Below are 16,431 nucleotides of genomic sequence, written 5' to 3'. Positions count from 1 at the left end.
GACAGCCCATGACCAAGGAAAAGCTCGTCGTCGTCGGCAACGGCATGGCCGGCTGCCGGGCGGTGCAGGAGATCCTCAAGCGCGATCCGGGCCGCTACGACATCACCATCTTCGGCGCCGAACCGCGGGTGAACTACGACCGCATCATGCTCTCGCCGGTCCTGGCCGGAGAGAAGGCCTTCGCCGACATCGTCATCAACGACGAGGCCTGGTACCGCGACAACGCCATCACCCTGCACGCTGGCCGGGCCGTCCAGGCCATCGACCGCGAGGCCCGTGTGGTTCGCGCCGAGTGCGGGCTGGAGGTTCCCTACGACCGGGTGATCCTGGCGACGGGCTCGGACCCGGTCCGCCTGCCGCTGCCGGGCGCGGACCTGGCCGGCGTCGTCACCTTCCGCGACCTCGACGACGTGGAGGCGATGATCGCCGCGGCCGCCCGGCCGGGCGCGCGGGCGGTGGTGATCGGCGGCGGCCTGCTCGGCATCGAGGCGGCCTATGGCCTCGTCCGCCGCGGCATGTCCGCCAGCGTCGTGCACCTGGTCGACGTGCTGATGGAGCGCCAGCTCGACGCCTCCGCCGGCTTCCTGCTGGCCAGCGCCCTTGCCGACAAGGGCGTGGAAACCGAGCTTGGCGCCGTCTCCGAGGAGATCGTCAGCCAGGGCGGCAAGGTCGCCGGCCTGAAGCTGAAGGACGGCCGCACCCTGCCATGCGACCTGCTGGTCATGGCGGTCGGCATCCGGCCCAACACCGCCCTCGCCAAGATCGCCGGCCTGGAGGTCGGTCGCGGCGTGGTGGTCGACGACGCCATGCGCACCTCCGACCCGGCCATCTCGGCGGTCGGCGAGTGCGTCGAGCACCGCGGCCAGTGCTATGGCCTGGTCGCCCCGATCTGGGAGATGTGCAAGGCCCTTGGCGCCGACATGACCGGCGGCTCGCAGGCTTATGAGGGTTCGGTGCTCTCGACCCGCCTCAAGGTTTCGGGCGTCGACGTCTTTTCGGCCGGCAAGTTCGCGGGCGGGGCGGGGTGCGAGGACATCGTCTTCCGCGACGCCGGCCGCGGCGTCTACAAGCGCGTGGTCATCGAGGACGGCAAGGTCGCCGGGGCTGTGCTGTTCGGCGACGCCGCCGACGGCGCCTGGTATTTCGACCTGATGCGGCAGGCCGCGCCGGTCGCCGACATCCGGGAAACCCTGATCTTCGGTCAGGTGGCGACGGAGGGCCTTCGAGGCCTGGACCCTAGCGCGGCCGTTGCGGCCCTGGCGGATAACGCCGAGATCTGCGGCTGCAACGGCGTCTGCAAGGGCGCGATCACCAGCGCCATCGAAAGCGAGGGGCTCTCGACCCTGGAGGCGGTGCGCGCGGTGACCAAGGCCTCCGCATCGTGCGGTTCCTGTACGCCCCTGGTCGAAAAGCTGCTGATGGCGAGCCTCGGTGAGGCCTTCAAGCTCCAGACGGGTCCCAAGCCGGTCTGCGCCTGCACAGGTCACGGCCACGAGATCGTCCGTAGGCGCATCGTCGCCGAGGGGCTGAAGTCCATGCCGGCGGTCATGCAGGCCCTGGAATGGTCCACCCCCGACGGCTGCGCCACCTGCCGCCCAGCCCTGAACTACTACCTGCTCTGCGCCTGGCCCGGCGACTACCAGGACGACAAGCAGTCGCGGTTCATCAACGAACGGGTCCACGCCAACATCCAGAAGGACGGGACCTATTCGGTCGTGCCGCGGATGTGGGGCGGCATGACCACCGCCGGCGAACTGCGCGCCATCGCCGACGTAGTCGACAAGTTTGCGATTCCGGCGGTCAAGGTGACCGGCGGCCAGCGTATCGACCTGCTGGGCGTCAGGAAGGACGACCTGCCCGCCGTGTGGGCCGACCTCAACGCCGCCGGCATGGTCTCGGGCCACGCCTACGCCAAGGGCCTGCGCACGGTGAAGACCTGCGTGGGCTCGGACTGGTGCCGGTTCGGCACGCAGGATTCCACCGGCCTCGGCATGCGGCTGGAGAAGTTCATGTGGGGCTCGTGGACCCCGGCCAAGGTCAAGCTGGCGGTTTCCGGCTGCCCGCGTAACTGCGCCGAGGCGACGTGCAAGGACATCGGCGTGGTCTGTGTCGACAGCGGTTACGAGATCCACGTCGGCGGCGCGGCGGGCCTGCACATCCAGGGCACGGAACTGCTGACCAAGGTCGCCACCGAGGAGGAGGCGATCTGGACCATCTGCGCCGTGACCCAGCTCTACCGCGAGGAGGGCTGGTACCTGGAGCGGATCTACAAGTGGATCGCCCGCGTCGGCCTGGACTCGATCAAGGCCGCCGTCGCCGACCCGGAACGCCGCCGGGAGCTCTACGACCGCTTCGCCTATTCGCAGCGGTTCTTCCGCATCGACCCCTGGGCCGAGCGGGTGGCCGGTCGTCACGGCGACGAATTCAACCCGCTCAGCCGCCGCATGGAGTTCACCCCGGCATGAACGCTCTCGTCAAAGACCCGATCACCTGGACCGACGTCGGGGCGGTGACCGACATCCCCCTACGCGGCGCCCGCCGCGTGCCGACCCCGGCCGGCGACGTCGCCGTCTTCCGCACCGGCGACGGACGCGTCTTCGCGCTGAAGGACGCCTGTCCGCACAAGGGAGGGCCGCTCAGCCAGGGCATCGTCCACGGCCATGCGGTGACCTGTCCGTTGCACGCCTGGAACATCGAGCTGGCGAGCGGCCGGGCCATGGGCGCAGACAAGGGCTGCACCCCGGTCGTGCCGCTGGAGGTTCGAGACGGCCGCATCCTGCTGGGCCGGATCTGATCATGGCCGCGCGGCGCAGCACCTGTCCCTATTGCGGGGTCGGCTGCGGGGTGGCCGGCCAGGCCTCGGGCCGCGACCTGACCCTGGCCGGCGACCCGGCCCATCCGGCCAACTCCGGCCGCCTCTGCTCGAAGGGAAGCGCGCTGGCGGCCACGGTCGGGCTGGAGGGCCGGCTGCTGCATCCGACCATCCGCGAACGCCGCGCAAGCTGGGAGGAGGCGACCGCCCTGGTCGCACGTCGGTTCTCGGAGACCATCGACCGGCATGGCCCGGACTCGGTGGCTTTCTATGTCTCCGGCCAGCTCCTGACCGAGGACTACTACGCGGCCAACAAGCTGATGAAGGGCTTTATCGGCTCGGGCAACATCGACACCAATTCACGCCTCTGCATGGCCTCGGCGGTGGTCGCCCACAAGCTGACCTTCGGCGCCGACCTGGTGCCCGGCTGCTATGAGGACCTTGATCTCGCGGATCTCGTGGTCTTCGCCGGCCACAACGCCGCCTGGACCCATCCGGTCCTGTTCCGCCGCATGGAGGCGGCGCGCGGCCGCGGCCAGCGCCACGTGGTGATCGATCCGCGCCGCACCGACACGGCCGAGGTCGCCGACCTACACCTGCCCATCGCGCCTCAGACCGACGTGCGCCTGTGGAACGGCCTGCTGGCGGACCTCATCGACCGCGGCGCGATCGACCGCGCCTATATCGCCGCCCACGTTTCGGGCTTCGCCGAGGTCCAGGCTGCTCTGGCCGCCGACGATCAGTCTCCCGCCGCCGTCGCCGCCGACTGCGGTCTGGCGCTTCCCGCCCTGCAGCGCTTCTACGACCTCTTCGCCCGCACGCCGCGGACGGTGAGTCTGTTCTCCATGGGCTCGAACCAGTCGGCGCAGGGCGTGGCCAAGGGGCTGGCGATCATCAACGCCCACCTGGCCACTGGCCGGATCGGCAAGCCGGGCGCCTGTCCGTTCTCGATCACCGGCCAGCCCAACGCCATGGGCGGGCGCGAGACCGGCGGCATGGCCACCACGCTCGCCGCCCACATGGACTTCGACGAGGTTTCGCGCGCCCGCCTCGGCCGCTTCTGGGGCGCGCCGGCGATGGCGCAGGCGCCCGGCCTCAAGGCCGTCGACATGTTCGAGGCCATTGGCGAAGGCGAGATCAAGGCCCTCTGGGTCATGGCGACCAACCCGGCCGTCTCCATGCCCGACGCCGCCCGCGTGTGCGAGGCCCTGGCCGCCTGCCCGTTCGTCGTTGTCTCAGACTGCATGGACGAGACCGACACCACCGCCTTCGCCCATGTGAAGCTGCCGGCTCTGGCCTGGGGCGAGAAGGACGGCACGGTGACCAATTCCGAGCGCCGCATCTCGCGTCAGCGCGCGCTGTTCGAAGCGCCCGGCCAGGCGCGGGCAGATTGGAGGATCATCGCCGATGTCGCCACGGCGATGGGGTATGGCGAGGCCTTCTCCTGGCGCTCGAACGCCCAGGTGTTCCGCGAATGGGCGCGCCTCACCGCCTATGAGAACGACGACCGGCTGCTGAACCTCTCGGGCCTGGTGGCGATGAGCCCGGCCGACTACGAGGCGCTGGAGCCGGTCCAGTGGCCGGTGACCGCCGCGGGCGGCACGCCGCGCCTCTTCGCCGACGGCGTCTTCCAGACCCCTGACGACCGGGCGCGCATGGTTCCGACGGTGGTCGCGGGGCCGGCCCAGGCGACAGATCCGGCCTATCCGTTGGCGCTCAACACCGGCCGCATCCGCGACCAGTGGCACACCCTCACCCGGACGGGCCTGGCCCCCGATCTCTGGCGTCATGCGTCCGAGCCCTTCGTCGAGGTCCACCCGGACGACGCCGTGGCGGCCGGCGTCGTCGAGGGCGTGCTGACCCGCGTGCAGACGGCCCAGGGCGAGGCCGTGGCCCTGGCCCGGGTCACCGACCGCCAGCGGCGCGGCGGCGTCTTCATGCCGATGCACTGGACCGGCGCCTATGCCCCGTCGGGGCGCGCCAACCCCCTGGTCGCCGCCAGGGTCGATCCGCGCTCGGGCCAGCCGGAGTTCAAGCATACGCCCGCGCGCGTGCGGCCCTATCGCGAGACCTGGCGCGGCTTCTTCCTGGCGCGGGAAGCCTGGAGCGTCCCGGCCAAGCTGGATATCGTCTGGCGGCGGATCCCCCAGCACGGCTGCCAGTTGCACGAGTTCGCCGGCCGCGGCGACGCGGCCGAGCGCGAGGCCCTGCGCAGGGTCCTGTTGCGCGCCGCGCCGGGCGAGGCTCTCCGCTACGAGGACCCCTCGGCCGGTTCGCTGCGTGAGGCCTTCATGGACGGCGAGCGCCTGGACTGCGTGCTATTCGCCACCACCTCCGGCGCCCTGCCGCCGCGCGACTGGTTGGCCGAGCTGTTCGCCGCCCCGGCCCTGAGCGCCCAGGACCGGGCGGCGCTGCTGATCGGCCGCGCGCCTGGGCGGCCGGCCGACGCCTCGCCGCTCGTCTGCGCCTGTCGCAACGTCCGCGCCGCCGCCATCGGCAAGGCGATCGACGCCGGGGCGCGCGACGTCGACGCCGTCGCCGAGACGACTGGCGCCGGAACCAACTGCGGCTCCTGCCGTCCCGAGATCGCCCGCCTGATCACCGCCGCCCTCCGCTCGGAGATCGCTGATGCCGCATGACCCTGGAACCGTGAAGCTGGTGGGGGCCGGTCCCGGGGCCGCCGACCTGCTGACCCTGCGCGCCGCCCGCGCGATCGAGAGCGCCCAGGCGCTGCTCTACGACGCCCTCGTCTGCGACGAGGTCGTGGCCCTGGCGCCCGCCGCCTGCCTGAAGATCCAGACCGGCAAGCGCGCCGGGCGGACCAGTATGAAGCAGGAGACCATCAACCGCCTGATGCTGCGCCTCGCCCGCCGCGGCCTGCGCGTGGTGCGGCTGAAGGGCGGCGATCCGTCGGTGTTCGGGCGGGTGGGCGAGGAGCAGGCCTTCCTGAACGCCCACGGGATCTCCACGGAGGTGGTGCCCGGCGTCACCGCCGCCAGCGCCGCAGCCGCCCAGTTCGGCTTTCCCCTGACCTATCGCGGCCAGGCGCGCCGCCTGGTTTTCGCCACGGCCACGACTCGCGACGGCGCCTTGGCCGAGACTGGCTGGGCCGCCGACCGCGAGGCGACCCTGGCGCTCTATATGGGCCGCGACCAGCTATCGGCGCTCGCCGCGCGGCTGATCGCCGAGGGCCGCAGCCCTCACACCCCGGTCATGGCCGTCGAGAACGCCGGCCGCGCGGACGCCCGCGCCATGCCCGGCCGGCTCGGAGCTCTCGGCCAGGCCCTGGCCGCCGCCGGTTGCGAGGGGCCGGTGGTGGTCGTCGTCGGCGAGGCGGCGGCCCAGGCCCCGGCCTTCCTGAACGCCGAACCCGCCCTGATCGAGGCCCGCTCATGAACAACGCCCAGCTCTTCGCCTTCGAGGCCGATTTCGTCGCCAGCCTGCGCTGCATTCCCATGGCGGTGCGTCTGAAGCTCGACCGCAGCGGGGTGAAGCTGACCCTGCGCCAGTGGAGCCGCTTCACCCTCGACGACCGCCGCCGACTGCTGGAAGCGCCGTGTCGGACGGAGGCGCAGATCGCCGCCTACCACGACGAGCTGGTCCGGCTGGTGGCGCAGCGCGCCAACGAGATCGCGCGCCCGCTCGCCGATCCGCCTGCACCGATCTGGGAGGAAACGGCGGAGGCGCCGCCGGCGGTGGCCGCCTATGCGCGCTCGATCGGCGCGGCCCCGCTCCAGCCGCACCAGTGGGCGGCGCTCTCCGATCTGCAACGCTTCGCCCTGCTGAAGCTGACCCGCGACAACCACGATAACGTCAACTTCCTGCCGGCCCTGCGCGAGTTCGGGCTGCTGGGCGCGGCCTGAACCTCGAGCGCCTGTCTGGCGAAGAGGGCCGCTGTTTCTGACCCCGGCATCCAGGGGATACGCAATGCTGCCGCCAAGGCCCGGAAAGTCGGGCCTTTCTCCGGGGCGGTCGCCGCGGAGATGATTTTGGGAGACTGCCTGGCGGTGGACGCAGCCGCACGGCAACTCGTCTCCGGTCGGAGACGGTTCCTGGCGCATTGCCGACTATCGCCGCCGCTCAGCCGGTCGTGCAGTGGGCGCTTCGAGCAAGGAGTTGTGCTCCGCTAAGCCGCCTTCATCCAAACCACGAGCGCAAAGCGAGCCGGGCCGGCGTTTGGCAGAGTCCGATGCGGAGTGAACCGATCTAGGAACAGGACTTCGCCCGCGCGGCAGTGCGGCGTGGCGCGTGGAAGGTGGTCGAGAGCGGCCGGTTCGATATGGAAGTCTGAGGCGCGGACATGGGGGAAGGGAGCCGATTGGCGCCCCGCCGCGATCTCCAGCCCGCCTTGGCCCGGTCCTGCATCCATCAGCGGGATCCAGGAGGTGATGTTCAGGCGTCCGCAGTCTGAACCATCGTCGATCGCTACGTCAGAGTGCCAGTTGTGCCAGTGCTCGGGAAATGCGGCGAAGCTGGCGCGCAAACGGATGGTGTTGCCGGCGGCTTGCAGTCGCCGTCCGGTCAACTGTTCGGCGACGGCGCGAAGCTTCGGGTTCTGCGCCAATCCAGTCAGGCGCGGTCCGCGATGGGCGTCAGTCAGGACAGCAAGGCGCAGCAGATTGGCATAGGCCTTTTCGTCACGGGCGATGGCGTCGAGGCGCTGGGCGAGCGGCAGGTCGGGACGGCTGTGCTCGAAGGGGTGATGCAGGGCGCTTGCGACGCGATCCAATTGTTCGATGACGTCCGCCTGCGCCGCCTCCATCTCCTGTGGCGTGAACACCGAAGCAACGGCATAGCCATCGCGCGCGTAAGCGGCTTCCTGGCCTGCAAGGTCGATCATGTGGGCGTCACCATATCGGTCATGGAGCACGCTGCCCGGCCCCTCGCCAGCGCGCGATCTCGCACGGCGTATCGGCCAGCGCCTCTATCAGCTCGGGATCATAGGTGCGCAGGGTAATCTTGTTTGGCCCGCGGCGCATTCGGCTTTGTCCACGAGCGGGCAAGCGGCCCTCCCGTGTCCACTGCCGTCGCTCTTCGCTGTTGATCCGTAACACCTGCTCGACCTGTCGTCCGCTCAACGGGCGGCGAGCAATCTGCAACAAGCGGTGCCGTAATTCCTCAGCTAGCGCCTGGGCGATGGGCAGGTCCGCCAAGCCGAAGCGGCAGGAGCGTGTGCGCTCGAGGACTTCTCCATCCGAACGCGACATGAGAAGGCGGACGGCCGCATCGCGAGCGCCGGAATGTAGGCGCACGCCGAGCGGGGCCTCGTCATAGCGGACCTGCACCACCACCCCGATCGGCTGCCGGCGCACGGTGACGCAGGCATAGATCCTATCCGGCAGCGATGGCGCAGGCCCCATGCGTCAGACGCCGCGGCCGTAGATCGGGAAAGCGCGCGTCAGGACATCGACGGCTCGCCTGGCCTTGGCTTCGACCTCGGCGTCGCCTTGTCCGTCTGGCCCGAGCGCGTCGAGGACGTCGGCGGCCAGGCCGCCGATCTGGCGGAACTCAGCTTCCCCCAGGCCCCGAGTCGTGGCGGCGGGCGAACCGAGACGCACGCCGCTGGAGAGCGCCGGCGGACGCGGATCGAAGGGGACGCCGTTCTTGTTGCAGGTCAGGCCCGCGCGTCCCAGCGCCGCCTCGGCGTCTTTGCCGGTGATGTCCTTCGACCGGAGGTCGAGCAGCACGAGGTGTGTGTCGGTGCCCCCGGTGACCAGATCGTAACCGCGGGCCTTCAGCGCTTCGCCGAGCGCCCGGGCGTTGGCGACCACCTGGGCGGCGTAGGTCTTGAAGTCGGGTTGCAGCGCCTCGCCGAACGCAACCGCCTTGGCGGCGATCACGTGCATGAGCGGGCCGCCCTGCAGGCCGGGGAACACCGCCGAGTTCAGCTTCTTGGCGATCGCCTCGTCGTTGGTGAGGATCAGGCCGCCGCGCGGTCCCCGCAAGGTCTTGTGGGTGGTGCTGGTGACCACATGGGCGTGAGGGAAGGGGCTGGGGTGTACGCCTCCGGCGACCAGGCCGGCGATATGCGCCATGTCCACCATCAGCTTGGCGCCCACCTTATCGGCGATGGCGCGGAAGCGGGCGAAGTCGATCTGACGCGGGATGGCCGACCCGCCGGCGATGATCAGGCGCGGCTTGTGCTCGAGGGCGAGGGCCTCGACCTGATCGTAGTCGATGAGGCCGTCAGCCTGGCGCACGCCGTATTGCACGGCGTTAAACCACTTGCCCGAGAGGGTCGGCTTGGCCCCGTGGGTGAGGTGCCCGCCGGCGTCCAGCGACATGCCCAGGATCGTGTCGCCCGGCTTGACCAGCGCCATCATGACCGCGCCGTTGGCCTGCGCGCCGGAATGCGATTGGACATTGGCGAAGGCGCAGCCGAACAACCGCGCCGCGCGGGCGATGGCCTCAGCCTCGACGATATCGGCCTGCTCGCAGCCGCCATAGTAACGCTTGCCGGGATAGCCCTCGGCGTACTTGTTGGTGAACACCGAACCCTGGGCAGCCAGCACGGCGGGGGAAACGATGTTCTCGCTGGCGATCAGCTCGATGCCGTCCTGCTGCCGGGCGGCCTCGGCTTCCAGCGCCTGGGCGATGATGGCGTCGTCCGCCAGTCGGCGGTCGAAGAATGCGGTCATGGAATCCTCAAATTGGGGAGCAGGAAACGGGCCTAGATGCGCGGCAACGCCGCTTGAGCCAGGCGGTAGAGCCCGGCAGGAACGAGGAAAGCTATGGCGGCGCCGACCAGGGCCAGGCGCATCCCGCCGTGCGGGACCGCCGGATCGAAAGCGTCCAGGGCTTGGGAGGCTACGCCCATCAGGGTGACGCCCAGGCCCGGGCCAAGGAAGGCTCCGACCGCGCCGGTGATCCCGGTCGCCGCGCCCCGCACATTGGGGCTCAGCAAGCGCTGGGTGACAGCCGCCACGCCGCCATAGCAGAGGTTGTCGAACATGGTCGGCAAGGTCAGCAGCACGATGGCGATGCGCCAGTCGCTCACCCACCAGGCCGGAATGAGAAAGAGCGGGGTCAGGCTCATGCCGATCACGGCCGGGGTCAGGCAGCGCGCCAGATCCTTGCGGCTCATCCGGTCGGCCAGCCAGCCGCCGCCGAGCGCGCCTGCGACGCCGGTGAGGCCGCCCTGGACGCCAAGCAGCAGTCCGGCCTGGCCGGGCGACAGACCGAGCGTTCGCTGGAAGTGCATCATCCCCCAGAAGCTGTTGCCTGCGACGAGCGCGCCCATGACGAGGCCGCCCAGCATCAGGCAGATGAGTGTTGGCGATCGCAGGAGTTCGCGAGCGGCTTGGCCCATGCCGGACTTCCCAAGAGCCGCTGGTGCGGTGCGCCTTGGGTCGCGGAGCAGAAGCAAGCAGGGCATGAGCAACAGGGCGGGTGCGGCCACGATCGCCAGGGTGGCGCGCCAGCCATAGGCGTCGCAAAGTACGCCGCCGAAACTCTTGGCGAGGAACGAGCCGATGGGGATCGAGAGTCCGATGATCCCAAAGGCGGTCGCGATCCTATGCTTGGGCGCGATGTCGGCGATCAGCGAGTTCGAGGGCGGCAGGCAGCCGGCGAGGCCGCAGGCCACGCCCACGCGTGACGCCAGAAGCTGACCGAACCCGGCCGCGGCCCCGCCAAGCGCCGTCATGCCCGACCATAGCGCCATCGAGGCTGCGAGCACGCCGAAGCGACCGATGCGCGGTTGATCGGAAGCCCAGCCCCAGGGCAGGCCGAAGACCGCATAGGGCAGGGTCAGGGCCAGCCCGGCCATGAGGCCGAGCTGGCTGTCGTTAAGCTTGAGATCGCGAGCGATGACGTCGCCAAGGACGTTCAGCACCTGGCGGTCGACCGCCGCCAGGGTGAGGACGGCCATCACCAGCCAGATGATCGGCCAGGGCCGGGCCATCGCCGCGGCGGGAGCCTGGGACGGCGCGGAGCCGATGTCGATCTGCGCCATCCCGACGCTCCGATCAGGCCGGGACGCCGCGCGCCTGGCGGGCGGCGGCGACCATGTTGACGAGCGCGGCCTTAGTCTCCGGCCACTTGCGGGTCTTCAGGCCGCAGTCGGGGTTCACCCAGAGTTGGCCGACCGACAGCCGCTGCTGGGCGGCCTTCAGCAACTGCGCCATCTCGTCCACGCTCGGCACCCGCGGGGAGTGGATGTCGTAGACGCCAGGGCCGATCTCGGCCGGGTAGGCGTAGTTCGCAAACGCGTCGAGCAGCTCCATCTTCGAGCGAGCGGTCTCGATGGAGATGACGTCGGCGTCCATCGCCCCGATGGCGGCGATGATGTCGTTGAACTCCGAGTAGCACATGTGGGTGTGAATCTGGGTGTGGTCGGCCACGCCCGACGCGGTCAACCGGAAGCATTCCACGGCCCAGCCGAGATAGGCGTCCCAGTCCTTGCGGCGGAGCGGCAGGCCTTCGCGCAGGGCGGCCTCGTCGATCTGGATCACCTTGGCGCCGGCGGTCTCCAGGTCGACCACCTCGTCGCGGATGGCGAGCGCGATCTGGCGGCAGGCCCGCTCGCGCGGGATGTCGTCGCGCACGAACGACCAGTTCAGGATCGTCACCGGACCGGTCAGCATGCCCTTCACCGGCTTATCGGTGAGGCTCTGGGCGTACCGCCACCATTCGACGGTCATTGGCCTCGGCCGGGAAACGTCGCCATAGAGGATCGGCGGCCGCACGCAGCGGCTGCCATAGGATTGCACCCAGGCGTACTTGGTGAAGGCGAACCCGGCGAGTTGCTCGCCGAAATACTGCACCATGTCGTTGCGTTCGAACTCGCCGTGAACCAGCACGTCGAGGCCGACCTCTTCCTGCCAGCGGATCGTCCGTTCGGTTTCTTCCTTCAGGAAGGTTTCGTACTCGGCGTCGGAAAGCTTGCCCTTGTCGTGGGCGGCGCGGGCCTTGCGCACCTCCTCGGTCTGCGGGAACGAGCCGATCGTGGTGGTCGGGAAGGCCGGCAGGTTGAGCCGCGCGATCTGTAGGGCGCGGCGTCGGCCGAAGTTGGCGCCGCGTTGGGCCATGGAGGCGTTGACGGCGGCCAGGCGCTGGCCGACAGCCGGGTCGTGGATCTTGGGCGAGGTCCGGCGGGACTGGGCGGCGGCAGTGCTGGCGGCCAGCGCTTCGGCGACGCTGCCTCGGCCTTCGTTCAGCGCGCGAGCCAGGACCACCAGCTCCTCGATCTTCTGGATGGCGAAGGCGAGCCAGCTGCGGACATCCGTGTCGAGATCGGCCTCGAGCGCCAGGTCGATCGGGGTGTGAAGCAGCGAGCAGGACGGCGCCAGCACGAACTGGTGGTCCAAGGTCAGCAGCGGTTCGAGCTTGGCCAGCAGGCGTTCCAGGTCCGCCCGCCAGATGTTGCGGCCGTCGATGACGCCTAGCGAGAGGACGAGGCCGGCCGGCGCAGCGGCCAGCACACGGTCGAGCTGGTCCACGCCCCGCACCAGGTCGAGATGCAGGCCGGCGACGGGCAGGGCGAGGGCGGTTTCCAGGTTGTCGTCCAGAGGGCCGAAATAGGTGGTCAGCATCAGCTTCACGCCCGGCGCGGTGCGGGTGAGCAGGCGATAAGCCTCACGCAGGGCGGCGCGCTCGGCCTCGCCCAGGTCGAGGACCAGGCAGGGCTCGTCGATCTGCACCCACTCGGCGCCGGCCTGCTCCAGCTTGTTCAGCGCCTTGGCGTAGACGTCCACGAGCGGTTCGAGCAGCGTCAGCGGGTCGAAGCCTTCGACCTTGCTCTTGGCGAGCTTCAGGAAGGTCACCGGGCCGAGCAACACCGGACGGGTATGGACGCCCTGCGCCTTGGCTTCGAGGAACTCGTCCACGGCCTTGGTGGAGGCCAGGGTGAAGGTCTGGCCCGGCGACACCTCGGGGACCAGGTAGTGATAGTTGGTGTCGAACCACTTGGTCATCTCGGCGGCGGGCACGTCGAGGGCGTGGTGATGATGGCCGTGGCCGCAGTCGGCGTGGTCGGCCTCGCCCTGGGCTCCGCGCGCCATGGCGAAGTAGGTGTCGAGGTCGACCGACCCGTTCGTCCAACCGTAGACCGCCGGGATCGCGCCGACCATGGCGCTGGCGTCCAGCACGTGGTCGTAGAAGGTGAAGTCGTTGGACGGGATGTGATCGACGCCGAGATCGCGTTGGCGCGCCCAGGTCTTGGCGCGGAGGTCGGCGGCGACATCTACCAGGGTTTGCCGATCGCTCTTGCCGGACCAATAGCGCTCGAGGGCGGTCTTCAGCTCGCGCTTGGGGCCGATGCGGGGAAAGCCGAGGGTGGCGACGGTGACGGTCATGATGCCTTGCCAGATTCGAATGATGGCGAAGGCGGACAGACGCGAGCAGGCGTGCGCCGGCGCATGCGCCGATCGGCCTGACTTGCGGCCTGACCGGACACCCCGCCGGAGGACGTTATCTGTCGGGGCAGGTCTCCTGGCTCACGGGTCGACGCCTCTCGTCCTGGCCTTCCCGACCCGCCACCGATGAAGCTCGGCGGGTCAGTGACACGTATCGGACGTCGGCTCGCCGCTTACAGTTGCGGGGGCAGCTCCGGCATTGGCCCAAGGACCGCACCGGATTCCCATCTTAGCCCCGGAACGCGAACGCTCCAGGGAACCACGACAAGCGCATCTAGGCCCGAAGAGATCACCAAGTCAACAATCATATAAACATATCTTTATATGATTGTCGCCAATTCGCCTCGGCGGTGTTTTTGGCTGGCGGTGAAGGAACTCGACACTTGGCATCGGTGCGCCTCCCTCCGCGGGCGTCGATTCCATGGTCAGCTCCGAACGTGGTGTGGCCGGGCAGTTAAGGCAGGCGCCGTTCGATGACGTTCGGCGCTCACTTCCGATAGAACTGCGTGCCGATCTCGATCTGCGGGCGGCCGGTTTCGCGCCGGTGGCGGTTGGTGTCGCGCAGGGAATAGACGCAGCCGCAGTATTCCTGCTGGTAGAACTCCTCGCGCTTGGAGATCTCGATCATCCGCGCCGCGCCGCCGCCCTTGCGCCAGTTGTAGTCCCAGTAGGAAAGCCCCTCGTAACGGCCCGCGGCGCGCTGGCCGCAGTCGTTGATCTGGCTCATGTTCTTCCAGCGCGAGATGCCGAGCGAACTGGTCATCACCGGGAAGCCACGCTCGTGGGCATAGAGGGCGGTGCGTTCGAACCGCATGTCGAAGCACATGGTGCAGCGAGCGCCCCGCTCGGGCTCCCACTCCATCCCCTGGGCCCGCGCGAACCAGTTGTCGGTGTCGTAATCGGCGTCGACGAACCCCACCCCATGCTTCTCGGCGAAGCGGATGTTCTCGTCCTTGCGCAGCAGGTATTCGCGCTCGGGGTGGATGTTCGGGTTGTAGAAGAAGATCGTGTAGTCGATCCCCGAAGCCAGCATGGCTTCCATGACCTCGCCCGAACAGGGGGCGCAGCAGGAATGCAGCAGCACCTTGGTCTCGCCGCCGGGCGGCGTCAGGATCGGGCGTTCGGTCTCGGTCATCGAAGTTCGTATCGGCAGGGTCAGCCGCGTTGCGGCATGTCCGTGGGAATGATCGTTTGTACGATCGACGCGTCCAAGGCCTCGTAGTCGTGCAGGCCTATGGTCGCATAGAGCTCGGCGCGGGTCTGCATCTCGTCGACCATAGCGTGCGCGCCGCCGTCGCGAGCGATAGCGGCATAAAGCTTCTCCTGCGCCTTGTTGGCGACCCGCAGCGAACTCACCGGCCAGATCACCATCCGATAGCCCATGGCCTCGAATTCGTCGGCGGTGAAGAACGGCGTCTTGCCGAACTCGGTCATGTTAGCCAGCAGCGGAACGCCCGGCATGCGCTCGGCGAAGGCGCGGAACATCTCGGCGGTGTTGAGCGCCTCGGGGAAGATTGCATCAGCGCCTGCTTCCATGTAGAGCCTGGCGCGGGCGACCGCCCCGTCGAGGCCCTCGCTGGCGGCTGCATCGGTGCGGGCGATGACATAGAGGTCGCGCCGCGCTTTGGCCGCCGCGGCCACCTTGGCGGCCATGTCGTGGGCGTCGGCCAGCTTCTTGTCGTTCAGGTGTCCGCACTTCTTGGGCAGAAGTTGGTCCTCCAGGTGCACGGCGCCGGCTCCCGCCTCCTCGAAGGCGCGGACCATGTGCATGACGTTCAGCGCCTCGCCATAGCCGGTGTCGCCGTCCACCAGCACCGGCAGGCCGCTGGCGCGGGCGATCTGCCGGATGAAGAAGGCGACCTCGTCGACGGTGATGAACCCGAGATCGGGGATGCCCATCGAGGCGGTCATCGCCGCGCCTGAGAGGTAGAGGCCTTCGAACCCTGCGGCCTTGGCCTGCAGGGCGGCCATGCCGTTGTGCGCGCCAGGCAGGCGAGCGATCCCGCCGCGCTCGATCAGTTCGCGGAAACGGCGGCCGGCCGCCTGGGCGGGAAGGTCCTCAGCGACGAGATAGGGCATGAGGACTCCTAATGCGTCGCGGCCGCGGCCGGACCCCGGGATTCGATCGGGGTGAACGGCAGGTCTTCAGGGCCGACATAGTTGGCCGACGGGCGGATGATCTTGTTGTCGATGCGTTGCTCGATCACGTGCGCGCTCCAGCCGGAGGTGCGGGAGATCACGAACAGCGGGGTGAACATCGCCGTCGGCACGCCCATCATGTGGTAGGAGACGGCGCTGAACCAGTCGAGGTTCGGGAACATCTTCTTGGCGTCGGCCATCACCGTCTCGATGCGCTCGGCGATGTCGAACATCTTGGTCGAGCCGGCTTCCTCCGACAGCTTCAGGGCCACGCGCTTGATCACTTCGTTGCGTGGATCGGCGACCGTATAGACCGGGTGACCGAAGCCGATCACGACCTCCTTGGCCTCGACGCGACGCCGGATGTCGGCCTCGGCTTCGCCCGGGTCGGCGTAGCGCTTCTGGATTTCGAAGGCGACCTCGTTAGCGCCGCCATGCTTGGGGCCACGCAGGGCCCCGATGCCGCCGGCGATGGCCGAATACATGTCCGACCCGGTGCCGGCGATGACCCGGCAGGCGAAGGTCGAGGCGTTGAACTCGTGCTCGGCGTAGAGGGTCAGCGAGGTGTGCATCGCCCGCACCCAGCTCTCCTTCGGCGCATGGCCGTGCAGCAGGTGCAGGAAGTGGCCGCCGATGCTGTCGTCGTCGGTCTCCACCTCGATCCGCTTGCCGTTGTGGGCGTAGTGGAACCAGTAGAGCAGCATGGAGCCGAGGCTGGCCATCAGTCGGTCGGCGATGTCGCGCGCGCCCGGATGGTTATGGTCCTGGGCCTCGGGCAGCACGCAGCCGAGCGCCGAGACGCCCGAGCGCATGACGTCCATCGGATGGGCGCCGGCCGGAATGGCTTCGAGCGCCGTGCGCACCGCCGTCGGCAGGCCGCGCAGCGACTTGAGCTTGGCCTTGTAGGCGGCCAGCTCGGCCGCGGTCGGCAGAGCGCCATGCACCAGCAGATGGGCGATTTCCTCGAACTCGCAGCGCTCGGCGACGTCGAGGATGTCGTAGCCGCGGTAATGCAGGTCGTTGCCGGTGCGCCCGACGGTGCAGAGCGCGGTGTTGCCCGCGGTGACGCCCGAGAGCGCCACCGACTTCTTCGGCGCAGGTTTGGCTTGGGGTTCGCTCATGACG

The 16,431-nt window shown here is 69.2% G+C and carries 13 protein-coding genes and 1 riboswitch; of the genes, 5 read left to right on the top strand and 8 right to left on the bottom strand.

Going from position 1 to position 16,431, the window contains the following annotated elements:
• Window positions 1-8 precede the first annotated feature (8 nt).
• The 5 genes from nirB to ACE3TL_RS04300 are packed head-to-tail and all read left to right on the top strand — an operon-like array spanning window position 9 to window position 6,675.
• Complete coding sequence (gene nirB, locus ACE3TL_RS04320; protein WP_374577497.1) at window positions 9-2,465, top strand: nitrite reductase large subunit NirB; 2,457 nt, start codon at window positions 9-11, stop codon at window positions 2,463-2,465.
• The gene (nirD, locus tag ACE3TL_RS04315; protein ID WP_374577496.1) at window positions 2,462-2,794 is read left to right on the top strand and encodes a nitrite reductase small subunit NirD; all 333 of its coding nucleotides are present in this window, start codon (window positions 2,462-2,464) and stop codon (window positions 2,792-2,794) included. Before nirB ends, nirD begins: the two co-directional genes overlap by 4 nt.
• A gap of 2 nt (window positions 2,795-2,796) precedes the next feature.
• Window positions 2,797-5,451 (top strand): molybdopterin-dependent oxidoreductase, encoded by a 2,655-nt coding sequence (locus ACE3TL_RS04310; protein WP_374577495.1) that lies wholly within the window; start codon window positions 2,797-2,799, stop codon window positions 5,449-5,451.
• Window positions 5,441-6,208, top strand: a complete 768-nt coding sequence (gene cobA, locus ACE3TL_RS04305; protein ID WP_374577494.1) for a uroporphyrinogen-III C-methyltransferase — start codon at window positions 5,441-5,443, stop codon at window positions 6,206-6,208. The genes ACE3TL_RS04310 and cobA overlap by 11 nt, the downstream gene beginning before the upstream one ends.
• Complete coding sequence (locus ACE3TL_RS04300; RefSeq protein ID WP_374577493.1) at window positions 6,205-6,675, top strand: nitrate reductase associated protein; 471 nt, start codon at window positions 6,205-6,207, stop codon at window positions 6,673-6,675. The genes cobA and ACE3TL_RS04300 overlap by 4 nt, the downstream gene beginning before the upstream one ends.
• A gap of 263 nt (window positions 6,676-6,938) precedes the next feature.
• On the opposite strand, the gene ACE3TL_RS04295 is transcribed toward ACE3TL_RS04300, so the two are convergent.
• From ACE3TL_RS04295 to prpC, 8 genes are all read right to left on the bottom strand, one after another.
• Window positions 6,939-7,652 (bottom strand): phytanoyl-CoA dioxygenase family protein, encoded by a 714-nt coding sequence (locus tag ACE3TL_RS04295; RefSeq protein WP_374577492.1) that lies wholly within the window; start codon window positions 7,650-7,652, stop codon window positions 6,939-6,941.
• Between the two features lie 19 nt (window positions 7,653-7,671).
• Complete coding sequence (locus ACE3TL_RS04290) at window positions 7,672-8,172, bottom strand: hypothetical protein (RefSeq protein WP_374577491.1); 501 nt, start codon at window positions 8,170-8,172, stop codon at window positions 7,672-7,674.
• Window positions 8,173-8,175: 3 nt separating this feature from the next.
• Window positions 8,176-9,450: a serine hydroxymethyltransferase gene (gene glyA / locus ACE3TL_RS04285; RefSeq protein ID WP_374577490.1), complete on the bottom strand. Its 1,275-nt coding sequence runs from the start codon at window positions 9,448-9,450 to the stop codon at window positions 8,176-8,178.
• Between the two features lie 32 nt (window positions 9,451-9,482).
• A complete protein-coding gene (locus ACE3TL_RS04280; protein WP_374577489.1) occupies window positions 9,483-10,766 on the bottom strand; it encodes an MFS transporter in 1,284 nt (427 codons plus the stop codon).
• 13 nt (window positions 10,767-10,779) lie between these two features.
• Complete coding sequence (metE, locus tag ACE3TL_RS04275; RefSeq protein WP_374577488.1) at window positions 10,780-13,107, bottom strand: 5-methyltetrahydropteroyltriglutamate--homocysteine S-methyltransferase; 2,328 nt, start codon at window positions 13,105-13,107, stop codon at window positions 10,780-10,782.
• 108 nt (window positions 13,108-13,215) lie between these two features.
• Window positions 13,216-13,446: riboswitch (cobalamin riboswitch) on the bottom strand.
• Window positions 13,447-13,654: 208 nt separating this feature from the next.
• The gene (locus ACE3TL_RS04270) at window positions 13,655-14,302 is read right to left on the bottom strand and encodes an epoxyqueuosine reductase QueH (protein WP_374577487.1); all 648 of its coding nucleotides are present in this window, start codon (window positions 14,300-14,302) and stop codon (window positions 13,655-13,657) included.
• A 20-nt stretch (window positions 14,303-14,322) separates the two neighbouring features.
• Window positions 14,323-15,246: a methylisocitrate lyase gene (prpB, locus tag ACE3TL_RS04265; protein WP_374577486.1), complete on the bottom strand. Its 924-nt coding sequence runs from the start codon at window positions 15,244-15,246 to the stop codon at window positions 14,323-14,325.
• A gap of 8 nt (window positions 15,247-15,254) precedes the next feature.
• Window positions 15,255-16,427 carry a 2-methylcitrate synthase gene (gene prpC, locus ACE3TL_RS04260; RefSeq protein WP_374577485.1) on the bottom strand — a complete coding sequence of 391 codons (1,173 nt, stop codon included), beginning with the start codon at window positions 16,425-16,427 and terminating at the stop codon, window positions 15,255-15,257.
• Window positions 16,428-16,431 lie beyond the last annotated feature (4 nt).

Source organism: Phenylobacterium sp., from assembly GCF_041920015.1.
GTDB lineage: Bacteria > Pseudomonadota > Alphaproteobacteria > Caulobacterales > Caulobacteraceae > Phenylobacterium.
Note: the sequence above shows the minus strand (reverse complement) of the source record. Positions and strands in the feature narration are given on the sequence as shown.